General features: G+C 46.3%; 22 protein-coding genes. 14 read left to right on the plus strand and 8 right to left on the minus strand.

From position 1 onward, the window contains the following. The first annotated feature begins 17 nt into the window (after positions 1–17). The 4 genes from ICN21_RS03645 (at position 18) to ICN21_RS03660 (ending at position 1,674) form a co-directional block, all read left to right on the plus strand. Positions 18–626, plus strand: coding sequence for a hypothetical protein (locus ICN21_RS03645; protein WP_251369955.1), 609 nt, complete (start codon positions 18–20; stop codon positions 624–626). A 25-nt stretch (positions 627–651) separates the two neighbouring features. Then, a complete protein-coding gene (locus tag ICN21_RS03650) occupies positions 652–840 on the plus strand; it encodes a hypothetical protein (protein WP_215295156.1) in 189 nt (62 codons plus the stop codon). 102 nt (positions 841–942) lie between these two features. After that, positions 943–1,485, plus strand: coding sequence for a cytochrome b (locus tag ICN21_RS03655; protein WP_216176809.1), 543 nt, complete (start codon positions 943–945; stop codon positions 1,483–1,485). Between the two features lie 12 nt (positions 1,486–1,497). Beyond that, positions 1,498–1,674 (plus strand): hypothetical protein, encoded by a 177-nt coding sequence (locus ICN21_RS03660; RefSeq protein WP_216176811.1) that lies wholly within the window; start codon positions 1,498–1,500, stop codon positions 1,672–1,674. Between the two features lie 57 nt (positions 1,675–1,731). On the opposite strand, the gene ICN21_RS03665 is transcribed toward ICN21_RS03660, so the two are convergent. Together ICN21_RS03665 and ICN21_RS03670 are read right to left on the minus strand one after the other, a co-directional pair. After that, complete coding sequence (locus ICN21_RS03665) at positions 1,732–2,832, minus strand: alkene reductase (protein ID WP_216176813.1); 1,101 nt, start codon at positions 2,830–2,832, stop codon at positions 1,732–1,734. A gap of 70 nt (positions 2,833–2,902) precedes the next feature. Continuing rightward, on the minus strand, positions 2,903–3,823 hold the full coding sequence (locus tag ICN21_RS03670) for a hydrogen peroxide-inducible genes activator (protein ID WP_215318331.1): 921 nt from the start codon (positions 3,821–3,823) through the stop codon (positions 2,903–2,905). Positions 3,824–3,973: 150 nt separating this feature from the next. Between ICN21_RS03670 and ICN21_RS03675 the strand changes: the two genes are divergently transcribed. Together ICN21_RS03675 and ICN21_RS03680 are read left to right on the plus strand one after the other, a co-directional pair. Beyond that, complete coding sequence (locus ICN21_RS03675; RefSeq protein WP_215295166.1) at positions 3,974–4,138, plus strand: rubredoxin; 165 nt, start codon at positions 3,974–3,976, stop codon at positions 4,136–4,138. Positions 4,139–4,203: 65 nt separating this feature from the next. Next, positions 4,204–5,373 carry an NAD(P)/FAD-dependent oxidoreductase gene (locus ICN21_RS03680; protein ID WP_216176815.1) on the plus strand — a complete coding sequence of 390 codons (1,170 nt, stop codon included), beginning with the start codon at positions 4,204–4,206 and terminating at the stop codon, positions 5,371–5,373. 76 nt (positions 5,374–5,449) lie between these two features. On the opposite strand, the gene ICN21_RS03685 is transcribed toward ICN21_RS03680, so the two are convergent. Continuing rightward, complete coding sequence (locus ICN21_RS03685; RefSeq protein ID WP_215295169.1) at positions 5,450–6,043, minus strand: urate hydroxylase PuuD; 594 nt, start codon at positions 6,041–6,043, stop codon at positions 5,450–5,452. 169 nt (positions 6,044–6,212) lie between these two features. Here ICN21_RS03685 and ICN21_RS03690 point away from each other — a divergent pair, with 169 nt between their 5' ends. Beyond that, a complete protein-coding gene (locus tag ICN21_RS03690) occupies positions 6,213–7,193 on the plus strand; it encodes a tripartite tricarboxylate transporter substrate binding protein (RefSeq protein WP_215318333.1) in 981 nt (326 codons plus the stop codon). A gap of 45 nt (positions 7,194–7,238) precedes the next feature. Here ICN21_RS03690 and ICN21_RS03695 read toward each other — a convergent pair whose 3' ends face one another. From ICN21_RS03695 to ICN21_RS03715, 5 genes are all read right to left on the minus strand, one after another. Then, positions 7,239–8,015, minus strand: coding sequence for a 3-hydroxybutyrate dehydrogenase (locus tag ICN21_RS03695; RefSeq protein ID WP_216176818.1), 777 nt, complete (start codon positions 8,013–8,015; stop codon positions 7,239–7,241). A gap of 129 nt (positions 8,016–8,144) precedes the next feature. Then, positions 8,145–10,541, minus strand: a complete 2,397-nt coding sequence (locus ICN21_RS03700) for a xanthine dehydrogenase family protein molybdopterin-binding subunit (RefSeq protein WP_216176820.1) — start codon at positions 10,539–10,541, stop codon at positions 8,145–8,147. A gap of 19 nt (positions 10,542–10,560) precedes the next feature. Beyond that, the gene (locus ICN21_RS03705) at positions 10,561–11,070 is read right to left on the minus strand and encodes a (2Fe-2S)-binding protein (protein WP_215318336.1); all 510 of its coding nucleotides are present in this window, start codon (positions 11,068–11,070) and stop codon (positions 10,561–10,563) included. Between the two features lie 27 nt (positions 11,071–11,097). Next, positions 11,098–11,952, minus strand: a complete 855-nt coding sequence (locus tag ICN21_RS03710) for a xanthine dehydrogenase family protein subunit M (protein ID WP_216176822.1) — start codon at positions 11,950–11,952, stop codon at positions 11,098–11,100. 102 nt (positions 11,953–12,054) lie between these two features. Next, the gene (locus tag ICN21_RS03715; protein ID WP_215295181.1) at positions 12,055–12,531 is read right to left on the minus strand and encodes a CoxG family protein; all 477 of its coding nucleotides are present in this window, start codon (positions 12,529–12,531) and stop codon (positions 12,055–12,057) included. A gap of 112 nt (positions 12,532–12,643) precedes the next feature. Between ICN21_RS03715 and ICN21_RS03720 the strand changes: the two genes are divergently transcribed. The 7 genes from ICN21_RS03720 (at position 12,644) to ICN21_RS03750 (ending at position 19,067) form a co-directional block, all read left to right on the plus strand. After that, a complete protein-coding gene (locus ICN21_RS03720; protein WP_216176824.1) occupies positions 12,644–13,336 on the plus strand; it encodes a TetR/AcrR family transcriptional regulator in 693 nt (230 codons plus the stop codon). A 14-nt stretch (positions 13,337–13,350) separates the two neighbouring features. Further along, positions 13,351–13,809, plus strand: a complete 459-nt coding sequence (locus ICN21_RS03725) for a glyoxalase (RefSeq protein ID WP_216176826.1) — start codon at positions 13,351–13,353, stop codon at positions 13,807–13,809. A gap of 10 nt (positions 13,810–13,819) precedes the next feature. Continuing rightward, a complete protein-coding gene (locus ICN21_RS03730) occupies positions 13,820–15,061 on the plus strand; it encodes an FAD binding domain-containing protein (protein WP_216176828.1) in 1,242 nt (413 codons plus the stop codon). Positions 15,062–15,135: 74 nt separating this feature from the next. Then, positions 15,136–16,371 carry an ABC transporter substrate-binding protein gene (locus tag ICN21_RS03735; RefSeq protein ID WP_251369956.1) on the plus strand — a complete coding sequence of 412 codons (1,236 nt, stop codon included), beginning with the start codon at positions 15,136–15,138 and terminating at the stop codon, positions 16,369–16,371. Positions 16,372–16,487: 116 nt separating this feature from the next. Further along, on the plus strand, positions 16,488–17,342 hold the full coding sequence (locus ICN21_RS03740; RefSeq protein ID WP_251369957.1) for a branched-chain amino acid ABC transporter permease: 855 nt from the start codon (positions 16,488–16,490) through the stop codon (positions 17,340–17,342). Positions 17,343–17,355: 13 nt separating this feature from the next. After that, a complete protein-coding gene (locus tag ICN21_RS03745; protein WP_215295189.1) occupies positions 17,356–18,315 on the plus strand; it encodes a branched-chain amino acid ABC transporter permease in 960 nt (319 codons plus the stop codon). Then, complete coding sequence (locus ICN21_RS03750; RefSeq protein ID WP_216176830.1) at positions 18,315–19,067, plus strand: ABC transporter ATP-binding protein; 753 nt, start codon at positions 18,315–18,317, stop codon at positions 19,065–19,067. The genes ICN21_RS03745 and ICN21_RS03750 overlap by 1 nt, the downstream gene beginning before the upstream one ends. Positions 19,068–19,080 lie beyond the last annotated feature (13 nt).

A 19,080-nucleotide genomic window follows, 5' to 3' on the forward strand; every position in this document is an offset into this window, starting at 1 on the left:
TTGGCTTTACTTTCTCAATGGCGATTGACCGGCATGACAATCGAGAGACCCTCGAGGAAGGTGAAGCCAATGCCATTGGTACTGAATATCTCAGGGCGGATCTTCTACCGAGCAAGGCTTCCGCTAGAACCAAGGACCTCCTCAATCAATACCTTGATCAGCGCATTCTCTTCTATTCAAGACAAAGTAAAGATAAAGTTCAGGAGATACAGCAAAAGACCGATGCACTTCAGAATGCCCTTTGGGTTGAAGTGCTTGAGGTCGCTCGTTCACAGCCAAGCCCCACTATAGCCCTGGTCATTTCAGGGATGAATGATGTTTTAAATTCTCAAGGATATGTACAAGCTGCCTGGTGGAATCGAATCCCCTATCCTGCCTGGGCCCTCATGTCAGCAATTGCCATATGTGCAAACATGTTGGTTGGCTTTGGTGCCCGCAATTTTAGAAAAAATGTAGGGCTTTTCATGATCTTCCCTTTTGTGACATCGATATCTTTCTTTTTAATAGCAGATATTGATAGTCCGAGAGGTGGCGTGATCCGTATTGAACCGCGCAATCTCATGACTCTGAAACAAAACTTAAATCCCAAGATGGTCATCACCAATCCATCTTCAACCAATCATTAAGCTACACCCTAAATAGGCGGTAATCATGAAACGTGTTGTTGATGTGTATAAGAACCGCGGCCGCGAGTTGGTATGGACTTACGTTATTCACCTGCAAAATGATGATGAGTTTCATCCTGGCCAACTCGATTTTGAGGTCGAAGCGCTACGCCTATCTCTACTGGACAAAAGAGGCCTGCTGAGCGAGCTCAGCGCCAAAGTGAGGCTAAATTAACCCTGGGATACCCAGAAATAGGGGAAATTACCCATAGTCTTGTTATTGCTAATGAGAGTCATTATCATTTATGATGAATCATTACTTCAATAACGTCTTACTATGTCTAAATCACAATATCACCCTGCCTCTATCTTTCTTCACTGGTTTGTATTCCTTCTCGTCATCGCAGCATTTATTGCTATTGAATTAAAAGGTCAGTTTCCTAAAGGGAGTGAGCCCCGTGAGCTTTGTAAAATAGTTCACGGTGTGATTGGGCAGCTCATTTTTTTAGCCATGGCCCTTCGCCTCATGGTTCGCTTGGTTTATGGGGTACCTAAGCCCACTAACCCCAAACCGATATTGACTTCTTTTGCCCAAGCAATGCATTGGCTCATGTATGCCCTGCTGTTAATATCGCCCATCTTTGGCATGCTTTATTTCCAATACGGTGGCAAAGAAATCCATTTCTTTGGATTGGTATGGCCTCAGCTACTAACCCCTAATCCGGAAATGAAAAAACTCGTTGAAGGAATCCATGAGTTTTTAGGAAATTCACTTTACTTCCTGATTGGCATTCATGCTTTAGCTGGCTTGTGGCAACATTACATTATTAAGGACGACACCCTACGTCGTATGCTCAATAAGATCAAAGCCCCCGCTTAAGGACTTTTAAAGATGAAACCGCTTTCTAAAAAAGCCAAGATGGCTGTTGGATGGACGATTTTGATGACCGTAGTAGGCACCGCTTTGCTGCATCAATGGCAATTCTTTGCAATGGGTTGTGCCTCGCTTGCTTTATTACTAGTAGCTAATCACTACGACCTTCTCAAAGACCCCGATGACAAAAAATAAACCCCACCGATAAGAGTGGGGTTTATTCAGTAGCTTCATGCGCTTACTGTCATTGCTCTAGAGCGTTGGGTAATCGGTATAACCCGCCTCTTGACCGCCATAGAAGGTAGCGCGGTTATAGGGATTCAGAGAAGCATTACTTTGGAAGCGCTCAACTAAATCTGGATTAGAGATGTAGAGACGACCGTAAGCTACTGCATCAGCCAAACCTGCTTCTAATACTTTTTCACCCATTGCCTGATCGTAGCCACCAGCAGTAATAAATTGCCCCTGATAGGCTTTACGGAAAAGCTCTGAAGTCACTGGCGCATCCTCATTTACCTGATCTCCGCCACCAGCACTGGTAGCGCGTGGCTCAATCATATGGACATAAGCCAAGTTGTAAGTATTTAACTTCTGAATTGCTGCAGTAAATAGCGCCACTGGATCGCTATCAGCCATGTCATTAAAGGTGCCATAAGGTGAAAGACGAATGCCAACCTTATCACTGGGAAATACTTTGCTGACTGCATCAATCACTTCGCCTAATAAACGCAAACGATTGTCGATTGAGCCGCCATATTGATCAGATCGTTGATTGGTTTTATCTTGCAAGAACTGATCCAATAAATAACCATTGGCAGAATGAATTTCAATCCCGTCAAAGCCTGCAAGCTTTGCATTCTGAGCGGCCGCTGCATACTCTTTCAAAAGACGCGCAATATCATCTAAGCTCATTGCCTTGGGAGTTTCGTAGTCGTGCAACTTCCAATCAGCGCCATAAGTTTGGCCTGATGCAGCAATGGCCGAAGGAGCCTCCGGTACGCCCTGCTCTGGATGTAATGAAGAATGAGAAATGCGCCCCACATGCCACAACTGCGCGACGATAGTGCCACCTTTGGCATGCACAGCGTCAACAATTTCTTTCCAGGCAGCCGTTTGCTCTGGCGAGTAAATACCCGGCGTTGCTGGATAACCCATTCCCAAAGGGGAGATTTGCGTTGCTTCTGTAATGATGAGGCCAGCACTCGCACGCTGCGCATAATAAGTCTTTGCCAGTGGATTTGGTACGTCACCTGCTACTGCACGCATCCTTGTCAGCGGCGCCATGACCAGGCGATTCTTTAATTGAATAGAACCCAGCTTTACTGGGGTAAACATAATTTCTTTTCCGGACATTAAATACTTTCTTTATGAATAATGAAACAACAGGGGTGACTCTAACAATGTTTACTATTTCGTGCAGGGCTTACTTTGACTTTTGAAGATTGATACCAAAGCGCTCCCGAATACAAGCCGATAGTGCAGCAAACTCTGCGAGGTGGGCAGTAGACGATCTTGCAACCAAAGCAATGATCCGTTTTGGCGCAGGTGCAGCCATGGCTTTGGCAACCAAATCGCTGTTATTGAGCAGACTACTTTTCACGGCCATCTCTGGAAGCAAAGCAATCCCAAAACCAGATTCAACCATTTGCAACAAGGTCAACAAGCTAGTCGCTTCCATGCCCTCATCCTTCCGAATGTCTGCTTTTTTGCAGGCTTGCAAGCTATGTTCGCGCAAGCAATGCCCCTCTTCTAAGAGCAATAGTCGCTCCGCCATTTTGGCAGGCAAAGTGACCTCTTTACCTTTGAGTGCTGGATCACCCTCGCGAGCTACCAACCAAAAGTGATCATCGAATAATTCTTCTACTAGCAGACCGCTGACATCATAAGGTAAGGCAATTAAGGCGAAATCCAATTTATGCTCAGCCAACCTAGATAACAAGTTCGCTGTTAAATCTTCTCGCAAAGTAATTTTAAGATCTGGAAATCGTTTACGGACTTCCGGTAAGACTGTGGGCAATAGGAATGGCGCAATCGTTGGAATCACCCCTAACCGAATGGTTGCTGTCATGGGCTTGCCTGAAGCACCCGCATACTCCACTAAATCTTCAGAGGCCGTCAAAATTAATTTAGCGCGCTCAAGAACCTCTACACCCGCAGGAGTAATAGAAACATTTTGGCGATCACGCTCAACTAGCTTTATCCCCAAACCCTCTTCTAATTCTTTTAAGCCAGCACTGAGAGTAGATTGCCCGACAAAACAGGTCTCAGCGGCACGAGTGAAATTCAGCTCTTTAGCTAAAGCCACCAAATAATTCAGCTGTCTTAATGACGGTAAATACGCCATGACGCCTCCTTATCGATTAATTTGATCAATAATAGCATATTCATTCATTAGAATGATATCAAAATACCCTCTGCAACAAGCTGTTGAGGCTCAGCAAGAAATAAAGCGGAATTAAATTTAAACTCATCCTTCAACATTAAAGGAACCAAAATGAATTCTTGGCAATGTATCGTATGTGGCTTTATCTATGATGAAGCAAAAGGTCTTCCAGAGGATGGGATTGCCCCCGGCACCGCTTGGGCGGATGTACCAGATAATTGGGAGTGTCCAGATTGTGGAGTATCAAAATCTGACTTTGAAATGGTACAGATTTAATCATCAAATCTATACCGATATCTATATTGCATCACCACAATTAACGCATTACTAGGGAGTCCAGCTTGGATCAAAATAATTCGAAATCCTCATCTGCTATTATCATTGTTGGTAGCGGATTGGCTGGATATACCGTCATACGCGAAATCCGGAAACTCGATAAAGAGATTCCTATTACGCTTGTGACAAAAGAGCCGGGATACTTTTACTCCAAGCCAATGCTCTCAACTGCGCTAGCTGGGAAAAAAGAGGCAGCTCAATTAATTTCTACTCCAGCAGAGGCTATGGTAAGCCAATTAGGGCTCAACATCTTGTCTGAAACAGATGTGCATGCGATCGATAGCGCCAAGCAAATCATCAACACGAGTAAAGGTGAGATCACTTACCGTCAACTCGTCTTGGCTCTGGGCGCAGATCAGATTCGCCTCCCACTCCAAGGCAATGCCGCTCATGAAGTATTGACTGTCAATGATCTTGAAGATTATGCAAAGTTTCGCAATGCCATTTCAGGCAAAAAGAAAGTTGCCATTTTGGGTGCGGGACTGATTGGCTGCGAGTTTGCCAATGACTTAGTGCTAGGCAACTACGAAGTCGATGTTATTGATTTGGCACCTCAAGCTCTTGGACGCTTGATACCAGAGATGGCAGCAAACGATTTGCAAAGTAAACTAAGTGCTGCTGGAGTGCGTTGGCATTTCAACACCACTGTGCAATCCATCGATCGTAATAGCAATGAACTCAATATCACTTTAGCCAATGGCACTCTGATTGCTAGCGATGTAGTGCTGTCAGCTGTGGGACTAAAACCTCGCCTTGATCTTGCTAAAGCAGCTGGCATAGCTACCGGCATTGGCATTCAAGTCAACCGAGAATTAGAAACCAATGCACCCCATGTATATGCACTAGGTGATTGTGCTGAAGTAGAAGGTCTGGTACTGCCTTATGTGATGCCTATCATGCAAGCAGCTCGAGCATTGGCAGTGACGCTGACTGGTCAACGTACTGCCCTCACCTATCCTGCAATGCCCGTGATGGTGAAAACACCGGCATTGGCTACGATCGTTTCGCCCCCAGCCAAAGGTGTCGCTGGGCAGTGGAAAACCAATCCCATTGAAGGCGGACTAGAAGCGCGCTTTGAGTCTGATGATGGCAAGCTTTTGGGATTTGTACTGATGGGCACAGCGACTGCACAGCGTGGCGCTCTCACCAAGGAGTTGCCCGCTATTCTGGCCTAGCGTTTTTACGCTCACCCTATAGGGAATAAAAAAGGCCCGCATCGCGGGCCTTTTTACTAATGCGAACTCAGAGTGATTATGAAACGATCACGAACCAAGTAGTGTTATGTGATTGTGCAGACATCAAGAACAACATTGGCACTGAGAGCACTGTGTTCAAGCGGGATGTCAACATCGCAACGCGAGCAGATTTTGCTTTGACATCAGCTTCAACAGTTACGATGCCAAGAGCACGTTTCTGATTAGGCCAAATGATGAACCATACGTTGAAAGCCATTATTAAGGCAATCCACATGCCCAAGCCAATCGCACGGAATGGTGCTTGCAATGTAAACGCTTGATGGAGGTAGCCATTCAAAGCAGCAACAATCAAACCAGTCACTACTGTGAAGAGTGCTGCGTAACGGAACCAAAATAATGCTGTTGGAGCAATCACTTTACCAATCGCTGGCTTTTGCTCATCTGGGATTTTTGGCATAGATGGAATTTGCACAAAGTTGAAGTACCAGAGCAAACCAATCCACATCACACCAAACATCACGTGCAACCAACGGAATATGAATGGCAATTCAGCAGAGCTAAAGTTACCGCCCAAAGCGAGAATAATTAAAACGAGGAGCACGAAACCAGCTAATACTGTGCGTCCCAATGAGGTCAAAATTGAAGCCATGAAAGGATCTCCTAGATATAAGAATGCACTGTAACTATAAACGATTCTGCTGATTTTGTTCGGGTAGCCAAAATTCCATCATTCTTACCCAAAATTGTCACTTCGATAGTGACTTCGCCCAGTTTGGGGCGCAAAATAAGCAAAAAACAGCAACCGAACGAGACGATATATGCCTGCCCCATCTTTTTTCAAAACACTGATTTACCTCACGCTCACAGCATTTACTTACATCTCTAGCGTCTACGCTCAGGAATTTCCACCTAAGAAGACCATCACGATTGTGGTTGGCTTTGCAGCCGGCGGATCTGCTGACAGTGCAGCTCGTGTGATTGCCAAAAAATTAAGTGAAGATCTTGGACAAAATGTGATTGTGGACAATAAGCCCGGTGCTGGTGGCAACATTGCGCATGCTTATACCGCTACTGCACCAACTGATGGATCGGTCATCCTCTTTGGCTCCATCGGACCACTGTCTATCGCACCGCATCTGATGAAGTTACCCTATGATCCCCAAAAAGATTTAGCCCCCTTAACGATGGGGGTTACCTTCCCGAATGTCTTGGTGGTAATTCCAGAGCTGGGTGTCAAGAACTTTAAAGAATATATAGCGCTAGCCAAAAAGAATCCTGGCAAGATTACTTTTGCCTCTACAGGTAGTGGCTCTGCATCTCACTTACAGGGCGAACTCTTAAACGTACGTGCTGATATTGATACCGTTCATGTCCCCTATAAAGGTGGCAGCCCAGCGATGGTCGATCTTCTAGGTGGCCGAGTCTCTTCTTATTACTCTGCTCTAGCGACTGCTGATCCATATATCAAAAATGGCAAGCTCATTCCGATTGCGACCACTGGATTAAAACGCGCGCCCACCCTTCCCAATGTTCCAACGATTGCAGAGTCTGGCTATCCAGGATTTGATGCCAGTAACTGGTATGCATTTGTAGCACCAGGAAAAACGCCTGACATCATTTTAGAGAAGTGGAATAAAGCGCTAGTAGCAGCGCTGAAAGATAAGGCCACTAGTACGCAATTAGCCGAGCATGGCTTAACGCCCAATCCAGGTAGCAGGGAAGACTTACAAAAATACATTGCGAGTCAATCTGCGATGTGGGGCAAGATCATCGCAGATAAAAAGATCACTGATGAGTAAGCTCTGCAGAGTTACTCAAAGCTAGCGCTATTTGGTAACAAATATTTACTGAGCAGCCCAACCGCCATCCATATTCCAAGCTACGCCACGAACTTCAGAGGCGTCAGGACCACAGAGAAATACTGCAAGCGCGGCTAACTGCTCTGGAGTTACAAACTCTCCAGACGGTTGCTTCTCCGATACCAAGGCAGCCTTAGCGGCGTCATTAGAGATGCCTTCACGCTCAGCGCGGGCATCTACCTGCTTTTGTACCAATGGTGTCAATACCCAACCTGGGCAAATCGCATTACAAGTAATACCAGTGCGGGCATTTTCAAGTGCAGTGACTTTGGTTAAACCAATGATGCCATGCTTAGCAGCGACATAAGCTGCCTTCTGCATCGACGCAACCAAGCCATGAACAGAAGCAATATTAATAATACGGCCCCAGTTACGCTGTTTCATTCCAGGGAGCGCATGATGTGTCGTATGGAATGCAGAACTTAAGTTAATGGCAATGATGGCATCCCATTTATCTGTTGGGAATTCTTCAATATTGGCGGTGTACTGAATGCCAGCGTTATTCACCAAAATATCCAATGAGCCAAAACGTTTTTCCGTTTGCGCAATGAGATCTTTAATCTCGGCATGCTTACTCATATCTGCGCCGTGGTAATCCACTTCGACCCCACAGGCCTTGATCTTGGCAATCGCTTCCTCTTTTTCGCCAAAGCCATTGACCATGATGTTGGCACCTTGTTTTGCCAAAGCAATGGCCATACCCAAACCAATACCGCTAGTAGATCCTGTCACTAGGGCTGTTTTACCTTTTAATGAAGACATATCGATTTTTACCGTATCAAGTTAACCCAAAGACTAGCCCAATGAGGGCTTGCCTAAAAACTTGATGTTACAGGATGTGCAAACCCTAATTCGGGGTTATGCACCGAGGTCATGGGAAGCCTTGAAAAATTAGATTTTCTTGAGCGCCCGCAGGATCTTCTCACAGGTAATTGGCTGATCAAACACTGCAGTATTAAACGGCAGCAAAGCATCGTTGATAGCATTTTGGACTGCGCCAGGAGCACCAGCAGTTCCGGCTTCACCAGCCCCTTTGGCGCCCAGCTTAGAAGATTGGGTTGGGGTTTCTACGTGAGCCACCTCAATATCTGGCATCTCGTTTGCCATCGGCACAAGGTAGTCAGCCATACTGCCATTACGCAGCAAACCACTCTCATCGTAGAGGCACTCTTCAAAGAGCACACCGCCGATACCCTGAACAATCGCGCCGCGAACTTGCTCATCCACCAACATCGGATTAAGTACGCGACCACAGTCTTCTACCGCCCAATGTTTGAGGAGCTTCACAAAGCCGGTATCAGGATCTACTTCCACATAAGAGGCTTGCACACCGTTAGTAAAGATGAATGGATAATCTTTTTGGGTGTAATGACGAGTCACCATTAAGTCTGCAGAAAAGCCCGCTGGCAAAGTATCGGTCCGGAAATAGCCAATGCGGCCGATTTCACTAAAAGGCAATAACTGTTCACCAGTTGCTTTATCCAAAACATGACTGCGATGCACGCTTAACTCAGCAACCGGACGATTCAAAATCGCACCCGCCAGTTTCAAAATATTTTCTTGCAATGCTTGGCAGGCCAGCAATACTGCTTCGCCACCAACGCCAGCCCCACGGGAAGCCCAAGTGCCCCCGCCGTAAGGAGTGACATCGGTATCGCCAGTAACAATACGTACTTGATTAATAGATACACCTACAGCATCTGCAGCAATCTGCGCATAGATACCTTCTGTGCCTTGACCTTGTTCACCAACACCTACTAACACGGAAACTACACCACTAGGATCTAAACGCACTGAAGCGCCATCTTGAGACGCAATACGCGCACCACCCACTCCATAGAAAGCAGGACTTGGGTTAGTGAGCTCAATCAAGGTTGCAAAGCCAATACCACGATAGATACCCTTCTTACGTAACTCTGCTTGCTCTTTGCGCAAAGCTGGGTAATTCATCATCTTTTCAATCGTACGCAAGCATTGTTCGTGTGAGAGCACTTCTAATTTGATGCCCGAGATTCCAGAACAGGGATAAGCATCATCAGGGATCACATTGCGCTTACGAAACTCTAGCGGATCCATCTGCAACTTTTGAGCAGCCAAATCGACCAAGCCCTCAGTCACCGCACACGCAATTGGGTGACCAACTCCACGGTATTGGCAAGTGGGGGTTTTGTTCTGAAATACCACATCTAAATGCGCACGATAGTGCTGATGCTTGTAAGGACCACCAACCAAGTTCACTACTTGGTTGCCCTCAATTGCACTGGTCCTGGGGAACATGGAATAAGGTCCAATACCCGTTAGGTCATGAATCTCAAAGGCTAAGATATCGCCTGCTTTATTAGCCGCAATCCGCCCTTTAATGCGGTGCTCACGAGCATGAATATCGCTCGTAAAGGATTCCAAGCGATCGGCCACAAACTTCACTGGGCGCTCTAGCATCATAGCCAAACCGACGGTCGCAAAATCATCAGGATAGGCGTGTACCTTAATACCAAAAGATCCGCCAACATCTTTACAAATCACATGCACATCAGATTCAGATAAACCAAACTGACGGCAATACAAGTCTTGCATCATATGCGGCGCTTGTTGCGAGTGATATACGGTCAGACGACGCTCGCCGGGGTTGTAATCCGCAATTTGGCAACGCGGCTCTAGGGTTACGCCAGTGTGGCGCCCAAAACCAAAAGTAGCCTCAGCGACAACATCTGCAGTCGCAAAGGCTTCATCAACATTACCGACATCTAAGCTGCGGGTGAAGCACAAGTTGTCACCCAATTCTGGATGAATCAATGGCGTCTTCGGATCTAAGGCAGACTCCATAGAGATCACAGCAGGCAATTCTTCCCACTCCACATCAACGAGTTGCAGGGCATCTTCTGCCTGCGCCCTTGTCTCTGCGACCACGGCAACTACCGGCTCACCTTGCCAGCAAGCCCTATCAATTGCAAGAGCATGCTGAGGTGCGGATTTCATACCAGCTAAGTGACCTAGGGTAGCAACCCAAGGCTTACAAATTTTTGCCATCTGAACGCCATCAACGATCGCCAGAACACCTGGCATCTTGCTCGCTTGCTCAGTATGAATTTTGCCGATCTTCATATGGGCTACTGGTGAACGCCAGAAGACCACGTGACCCATGCGCGGCAATTGAATGTCATCAATGTAAGTGCCTTGACCTTCCAGCAAGCGACGCGCGCTATGTCTTGGTTCGCTATTACCGATGTAGCGTTGATCGTTAGTAACGGGATCGAGAACGAGTCCCTTTAAATCGCTTGGCTTATTCATAATACGTTTCCTAAATCCCTTAGGCGTGAGCAACGACAGGTTTAATTTTTTGACCCTTAGCACGAGCCTCTAAAACATCGACGATCGCATCAACGATAGAGTGATAACCAGTGCAACGACAATAATTTCCAGAGATCCATTCGCGAACCTCCTCACGACTAGCCTTAGGCTGCTTTTCAATCAGCTCAGCAGCCGCCAGCAACATACCCGAAGAGCAGAAGCCGCATTGCATAGCGTTATGGCGCATAAACGATTCTTGAAGATCAGCTAGAGCACCGCTTTTTGTTAGACCTTCAATCGTTTCAACTACGCAGCCATCAGCTTGCACTGCCAAATATAAACAACCGCGGATGATTTGACCATCCACCTTGACGGTGCAAGCACCGCAAGCGCCCTGCTCGCAACCGAGATGTGGGCCTTTAAGATGTAAATCCTCGCGGAGAAAATCAACCAAATGACGACGCGGCTCAATCTCTGCATTGACGGCAACACCATTCACCGTCATCGATACTTTTTTCTTCAAGCTCATTTTCAAATCTCCGAACAATCTGAGTAATTAGGCAAGCATGTGCTTGAGACCACGCTCAAGCAATACACCAATCAAATGGGTCTTCGCTTCTGCACTATTGGTAATATCTGCAATCGCATCAATTTCTTCGCGCGCACTTGCTACCGCCTGTGCAATCAACTGATCATTTAAAGACAGCCCATTGATCAAATCTTGCGCAGCACTTGCCATTACAGGTGTAGCACTTACTGAGAAGAAGGTAAATGCGCAGTGACTTAATACGCCCCCTTGTTTCTCAGCCACCGCTGCCAAACCAGCAACTGCATAATCACCATGACGCCTTGCTAGTTCGTGGAAGTAAAAAACTTGATTGCTAGTAGCCAGTGGAATTTCAGTAGCGACCAGAATTTCATCTGGCTCTAATGAAGTGGTGTACAGATCAATAAAGAAATCTTTGGCAGCAATTTTGCGCTCGCCACTAGGCCCATGAATCACCATAGTGGCCTGTAAAGTCAAGCTGCAAGCAGGCCATTCCGCCGCAGGATCGCCATAAGCGAGTGAGCCGCCCCAAGTTCCTAAGTTACGAATCGCTCGATGCGCAATATGAGGCGCCGCAGCTTTTAAAAGTGGTGCGTGTTTTGCAACTAAAGCAGAATCTTCGATTTCGGTATGGGTTACTAAAGCGCCAATCCGCAGTTTGTCGCCAACAACAGAAATCCCCTTGAGCTCGGCAACATCGGTAATATCAATCAAGATGCTTGGCTCTGACAGTCGCATATTGAGCGTAGCCAGAAGTGTTTGTCCGCCAGCAATTAATCTCGCGTCATCACCGCCTTGCTCCAGCAAAGACAAAGCATCACTTAAAGCCTTTGGCTTTACATAGTCAAATGCTGCTGCTTTCATTCTGTCTCCTCCACCGCTAATTGAAGTAAGCCTTTGTGGCTCTTTTGATTTCTATTTTTGATTTCTATTTTTAACTACTATTTTATTTTTTGAACTACTTTTTTATTCACTACCAGCGCCAGACTCCAGCGCCACTGTCTCCCCGCCTAATTCTTTTGCAAACTTTTGAAAAAAGTCATCTGCAATCTTTTTTGCGGAAGCGCTAATTAAGCGCCCGCCAATCTGACCTAACTTTCCACCAATGGATGCTTCAGTTGTATAGGAAATTAAGGTACCACCTTCAGCAGCTTTGAGCTCGACGCGTGAGCGTCCTTTTGCAAAACCGGCGGCGCCTCCTGAACCTTCGAATGCCATAGAGCAGGATTGGTCTGGAATCACATCACTGAGCAGCAACTTGCCCGAGAAGCGGGCTCTGACAGGCCCAATCTTGAACATCACCTTGGCATGGACTTCTTCTGGCGATATACGGCTAATCTCTTCGCAACCAGGAATGGATTTGGCAAGCACATCAACATCGTTCAATCCTCTCCAGACATCAGGGATCGATGCGGCTATGAGTTGTTCGCCATTGAGTTCCATTTAACTTCCTTGGGGTTTGTACGGATAGAGTGTTATCTACCAATTGTTCAACAATGTACCATTATTTAACTTTTGGTCAATAAGTCCAAATTCGGATAAACCCTGAGAATCCATGCGTTTTACTGAAGATAGCATTTCCAGCCCAGAGCAAGCCGAAAATTCGGCAGAAATACTCATACCGGCACGTCGCAGAATGAATACCACCGATCGGAAGCGCCAAATTTTGGATCGAGCGATTCAGTTTTTTGCTAAATACGGTATTGAAGCTCAACTGCGTAATCTCTCCAAAGAATTGGGCGTTACCCATACCCTGCTCTATCACTACTTCCCCACTAAAGAAGCCTTAATTCAAGAAGTCTACAAAGAGGTTTTCGAATCCCGCTGGAAACCCGAATGGGAAGCATTGTTAGACGATCACAATCTGACGCCAGAAGAAAAGTTCAATGCCTTTTATTTGGATTACACCAAGACAGTGCTCACTTATGACTTTGTACGGATCTTAATCTTTTCAGGATTAAGCGATCAATCGATTAGTGACCGCTTCTTTGAGCTCTTGCGCTCACGCTTGTTGCCCCGACTGATTCGTGAAACACGCAAATACTGCAATCGACCAGTAGAGCCAAAACCAACCGAGCGCGAGCTTGAATTCTTAATGGGCCTGCATGGCGGTATTTTCTATATTGGCATGCGCCGCTGGATCTATGGCCAAGCCATCTATGCCCCGAGCATTCCAAATTCTGAACAGGAAATCATTCGCGACCGCGTTGAGTCCTACTTGCATTCCGCTAAAACTTTATTTGCTTAATTAAAAAGGTCATCATGTCCAATCTAAGCCTCAATCACTTCTCGATCCGTAGTCTAGAGATTGAAAAAACAACAGAATTTTTCAGTAAGCTGCTGGGCTTAACCGTAGGCCCAAGACCAGAGTTTCCTTTTCCTGGTGTATGGCTCTATAACGGCGACGATAGCAGCTGGGCAAACGCAGTACTGCATTTGATTGCGATTGATAAAAATGATCCAGATGGTTTAAAAAAATATCTAGGTGATCGTGATACCAGCTCACTTCATGGGTCAGGCGCGGTTGATCACATCGCCTTTTTTGCAACTGGCCTAGAAGAAAAAATTACCTTGTTGAAGCAACTCAAGGTTCCTTATCGTGAGCGCACGGTTCCCGTCTTAAAACTTCACCAAATCTTTTTGGATGATCCTAACGGTGTGGTGATTGAGCTCAATTACCCTGCCGAAGAAAAAACAGCCTTAGACGCGAAGGCTGCATAAGGAATTAGCCATGGCAAAAATACTAGTGGTTGGCGGATCCTTAGGCGGTTTATTTGTAGCAAACATCTTGCTACGCCAAGGTCATGACGTCACCCTTCTAGAAAAAGCGACTGGCTCCCTTGATGGTCGAGGCGCAGGCATTGTGACGCACGATGCCCTTGCCCAAGCTTTACGTGCCGCTGGTGTAAGCGTTGATCACACACTAGGGGTACCAGTAACTCAACGCGTTACCCTAGGTTCAGATGGTCAAAGTCTAGGTGAGATGGAGTTGCCACAAATACTCACATCTTGGAGTCGTCTGTATCACATGCTGAAGGAAGCATTTCCAGTAGAGCGCTACTTGCAAGGCAAGACTGTCAAAACCGTAATGCAAGATACCAATACAGTAGAGGTGCGTTGCGAAGATGGTAGTCAATACAAAGCAGAATTATTAATTGCGTCTGATGGCATTCGTTCAGGTGTTAGAGCACAAGTTGCCCCAGATATTCAACCTGAATATGCTGGCTATATTGCTTGGCGCGGTGTCTGTGATGAGGCCTGTCTCTCGCAATACACGCTTGAGACGCTATTTAATCGTTTTGGTTTTTGCCTTCCTAATGGAGAGCAGATGCTCGGTTATCCCGTAGCCGGATCTGGCAACGATACCCGCCCAGGCAAACGTCGTTATAACTTTGTTTGGTATCGACCTGCTTCTGAGCAGGAAGAGTTAGTTAGCTTACTCACTGATGATGATGGCCATTACTATCCTACTGGCATTCCCCCATTAAAAGTTTCCTGGAAACACATTGCCCATATGCGCAAAGTCGCTCGTGACATTTTGGCGCCACAGTATGCAGAAATTTTAGAAAAAACGGCGTCTCCTTTTTTGCAAGCCATTTACGACGTGCGCTCTGAGCAAATTGTATTCGGCAGAATTGCCTTGATGGGTGATGCGGCATTTGTAGGTAGACCCCACGTTGGTATGGGTGTTACCAAAGCGGGTGATGAGGCTATCGTGATTGCAAAACAGATTGAAACCCTGGGCGTCACCCCGGAAGCTTTGCAAGCCTATAGCGCTGAGCGCCTCAAATTAGGCCAACAAGTAGTAGCGCGAGCCCAGTATTTAGGGCGTTATATGCAGTCTCAGGGTAGCAAAGGAACAAGGGATGCCGATAATCTCAAACGGAATGCCGGTACGGTCATGGCAGAAACTGCCATCGACATTAGCGATTTATTAGCCCAAGGGAAAGCAGTACCTGAATCTGCCCATTAAAAGGCGCATTCAGTTAAGATTTGATAAACAAAAAGTATTCTTATTTAAACAAGTTTTATATGGAGGAGACAACCATGAAACAAAAAGTAACGAATCAAACTAGAAGAAAGATGTTGATTGGCGGCGCTGCTGCTGCAAGCACCCCACTTTGGCTCAACGTTGCCAATGCCCAAGCCGAAACTATCAAGATTGGTTTTCCAACTCCATTGACTGGGCCATTCTCTGCTGAAGCGCAAGACCAAGTCAAAGCTGCTGAACTGGCTATTAAAGAATTCAATGATGCTGGTGGATTTAATGGTCGTAAAGCAGAACTTCTAGTACGCGACGACAAACTTAATCCTGGTGAAGCCGCTACTCGCACTCTCGAATTGATTGAAAAAGATAAAGTGAATTACGTGGTTGGCTCACTTTCTGCTGCTACCCAACTCTCCATCAATGCCGTATGTAAAGAGCGCAAAGTACTCTTTAACTCCATCAGTCAATCTGATGCGATTAACGAAGTAAAAGATTGGAGTGTCTATACATTCCATGAAGCTTTGAACCCAACCATGACAGCGGGTGCAGTAGCGCGCTACTCCATTCCCCGTTTTGGTAAGAAGATTGTGTTCCTCACCGCTGACTATGCGTACGGACATGAGATGGTGCGTGCGTTTGAGCGTGCTGGTAAAGAAATGGGTGCCACTACCTTGGCTGATATTCGTCATCCATTGGGTGCATCGGATTACTCCGCATTCTTGCCACGCATTAAAGCCTTGAACCCTGATATTTTGGTACTCTGTAACTTCGGACGGGATTTGGTAAATGCTGCCAAACAATGTACTGACTTTGGTCTGAAATCGAGTATGAAGATCGTGACACCAGTCTTGTTGTATACCTCACGTCTAGCAGGTGGTCCAGAAGCGTTTGAAGGCATCATCGGCGGCACCTCTTACTACTGGGGTCTAGAAGATCGTATTCCAACAGCCAAAACATTTAACGATGCTTTCCGCAAGATGTATAACGGCTCTGTTCCATCCGATTACGGTGCATTAGGTTACGCTGGCGTGAAGAGCGTATTGGCATCGGTCAAGATTGCTAAGTCCACCGACACTATGAAAGTAGTGAGTGCGATGGAGAACCTCAAGTACGACTGGTACAAAGGTCCTGAGTACTATCGCAAGTGCGATCACCAAGCAGTTCAAACCGTCATCATCGTAGAGTCTAAATCTAAGAATATGAAAGACAAATATGATGTCTTCAATATTTTGACAATTGAGCCCACTACTGAGAAGAACATGCGCTCCTGCGCAGAGTTAGGTCACAAAGCCTAATAGCAAAATCAGGGAGGATCAGTTGATCTTCCCCGAACCACTCCCCTTGCACCTGATGGTCTTGGGGAGTTTTTCTGAGTACATTTATGACTGGTCTGACGTTTGAACTTTTATGCATGCAACTGCTTACGGGAATTGCCCTAGGCAGTATCTATGCGCTTTTAGCGCTGGGTTTGTGCCTCATTTTTGGCATGCTCAACGTAGTGAACTTTGCCCATGGCGCTTTTTTTATGGTCGGCGCTTTCTTGGGCGTGTATTTCTTAGGTGTCACTGGCAACTTCTGGTTTAGCTTAATCCTCACACCTTTGCTCACTGGATGTCTTGGCTTGGTAACGGAACGCTTCTTAGTAAGACCGCTTTATGGTCGCGGACTAGACTATCCGCTGCTGCTCACTTTTGGTCTGTCATATGTATTGATTGAAGTCATGCGCGTGACATTTGGTATCGAAGGCTTACCCTCCATCACTCCTGATGGCTTAACTGGCACCATGAACGTTGGCATTGGTTACTTCCCCAAATACAGACTCTTTTTGATTGGTGCAACAGCACTCATTATTTTTGGCGTTTGGTTCTTGATTCAAAAGACACGCTATGGCCTCATTATTAAAGCAGGCGCGGCTGATCAAGAGATTGTTAAAGTACTCGGGGTCGATATCGCCAAAGTATGGCTCTTAGTGTTTGGTCTGGGCTGTGCTATTGCTGGCCTGTCAGGCATCCTGGCTTCACCAACCCGCTCCGTCAACCCAGAGATGGGTATTCCCATTTTGGCGGAGTCATTTGTGGTGACTGTAGTTGGCGGCATGGGCTCACCTGTTGGCGCTGTGGTTGCGGGCTTATTGGTTGGAGTGGTTTACAGCATGACCTCCCTCTTCTTTCCTGACCTGTCCGAATTATCTATTTTTGTATTAATGGCTGTTGTCTTATTAATTCGACCACAAGGCCTCTTTGGCAAAGCGGGGGCGATGGGCTAAGGCTCCGTATTTTATGAATTCATTTTTCCAACTCATCGCTCGTCATCGCGTTTTAGCGAGCACCCTATTCTTAGCGATCTTCCCGTTCATCATGCCGTATGAGGCGCTGGCAATTAATATCCTCATCTTCGGTTTATTCGCCATGGGCTTTAACCTGCTGTTTGGCTACATGGGCTTGCTCTCATTTGGACACGGAGCCTTTTTGGGTATTGGCAGCTACCTTACTGGTATCAGCATCGTTCACTATGGCTTAGGATGGGCCACTGCCATCTTGGTAGGCGTGATTGGTGCTGCAATTGGCGGACTCATCATGGGCTTTTTAGCGATCCGCACTCGGGGAATTTACTTCTCGATGGTGACATTAGCGCTTGGCCAAATTGTCTATTACATCTTCTACAAAGCAGAAAGTCTGACTGGCGGTGAAAATGGTTTACGTGGTGTCCGCGTCGACTCATTCAACATCTTCGGTATTCCAGTTGACTTCCTCAACCCCATGGTGAAGTACTACATCATTCTCTTCTTCGTAGTCATTGCGATTTGGTTGATCTCCCGTATTTTGAACTCACCGCTAGGCGCTGTCATGGAAGCCATTCGTGAAAATGAAAAACGCGCAGCAGCCTGTGGCTTTGATGTCGCTAGAACTAAATTACTCGTATTTGTATTATCAGCTGCCATCTGTGGATTAGCCGGATCATTGCGCGCCCTACACCTTTCCATTGTTCCGATTGATTCCTTACACTATCTGCAATCTGGTCAAGCGGTGATGATGAGTATCTTGGGCGGCATGGGCACCTTCTTTGGTCCATTTGTAGGTGCCGCAGTGATGCTCTACCTTGAAGACGTTGTTACCACCTTTACAAAACATTGGATGGCAGTGGTTGGCCTAGTATTTATGTTCTTTGTGCTGTTCTTCCCTAAAGGTATCTGGGGAACCATTCTGAGCAAGCTACAAGTTAATCGGGATTTAAAATAATGAATAGCGCAAGCACTCCTATTCTTGAAGCGCGCAATGTCAGCAAGAGCTTTGGTAAATTCAAAGCCCTACAAAATGTTTCTACCAGCTTTATGCCTGGAACATTAACCGCAATTATTGGCCCCAACGGCGCAGGGAAGAGCACTTTCTTTAACGTCTTAAGTGGCGCATTCCCTCCGACTAGCGGAGAAATCCTCTTTAACGGCAAAGATATTACCGGCATGCAGCAACATGAGTTTGCACGTATTGGTATTTCTAAAAGCTTTCAGATCACGAATGTTTTTAAGCAACTGACCGTTCATGAAAATGTCCGCGTAGCTGCACAAATGGAAATAGCCCGCTATAACTTTCTGCGAAATGCTCAAAGCTATCCAGGTCCGATTGAGCTCGCAGACCAACTTCTACGCCGCGTGAACTTAGAACATCTGCGCAATAAGAAAACGGGTGATCTCGCTCATGGTCAACAACGGGCTCTAGAAATTGCGATGGCTTTAGCTTGCAACCCCAGCCTCCTCCTTTTGGATGAGCCTACTGCAGGCATGTCCCCCGAAGAGACCTTAGTCATGATGGAACTCATTCGTACTTTGGCTAGCGAGCGCACCGTCATTTTGGTAGAACACAAGATGAAACTCATTATGGGCTTATGCAAGCGCATCATCGTGTTACATCATGGTGAATTTTTAGCTGAGGGCACTCCCGAAGAAATCCAAAATAATGCTGAGGTGCGTCGTGTGTACCTCGGTCATGGTTAATTGAAGGTTCCTT

Origin of the sequence: Polynucleobacter sp. AP-Feld-500C-C5 (genome assembly GCF_018882265.1) — a bacterium.
Lineage (GTDB): Bacteria > Pseudomonadota > Gammaproteobacteria > Burkholderiales > Burkholderiaceae > Polynucleobacter.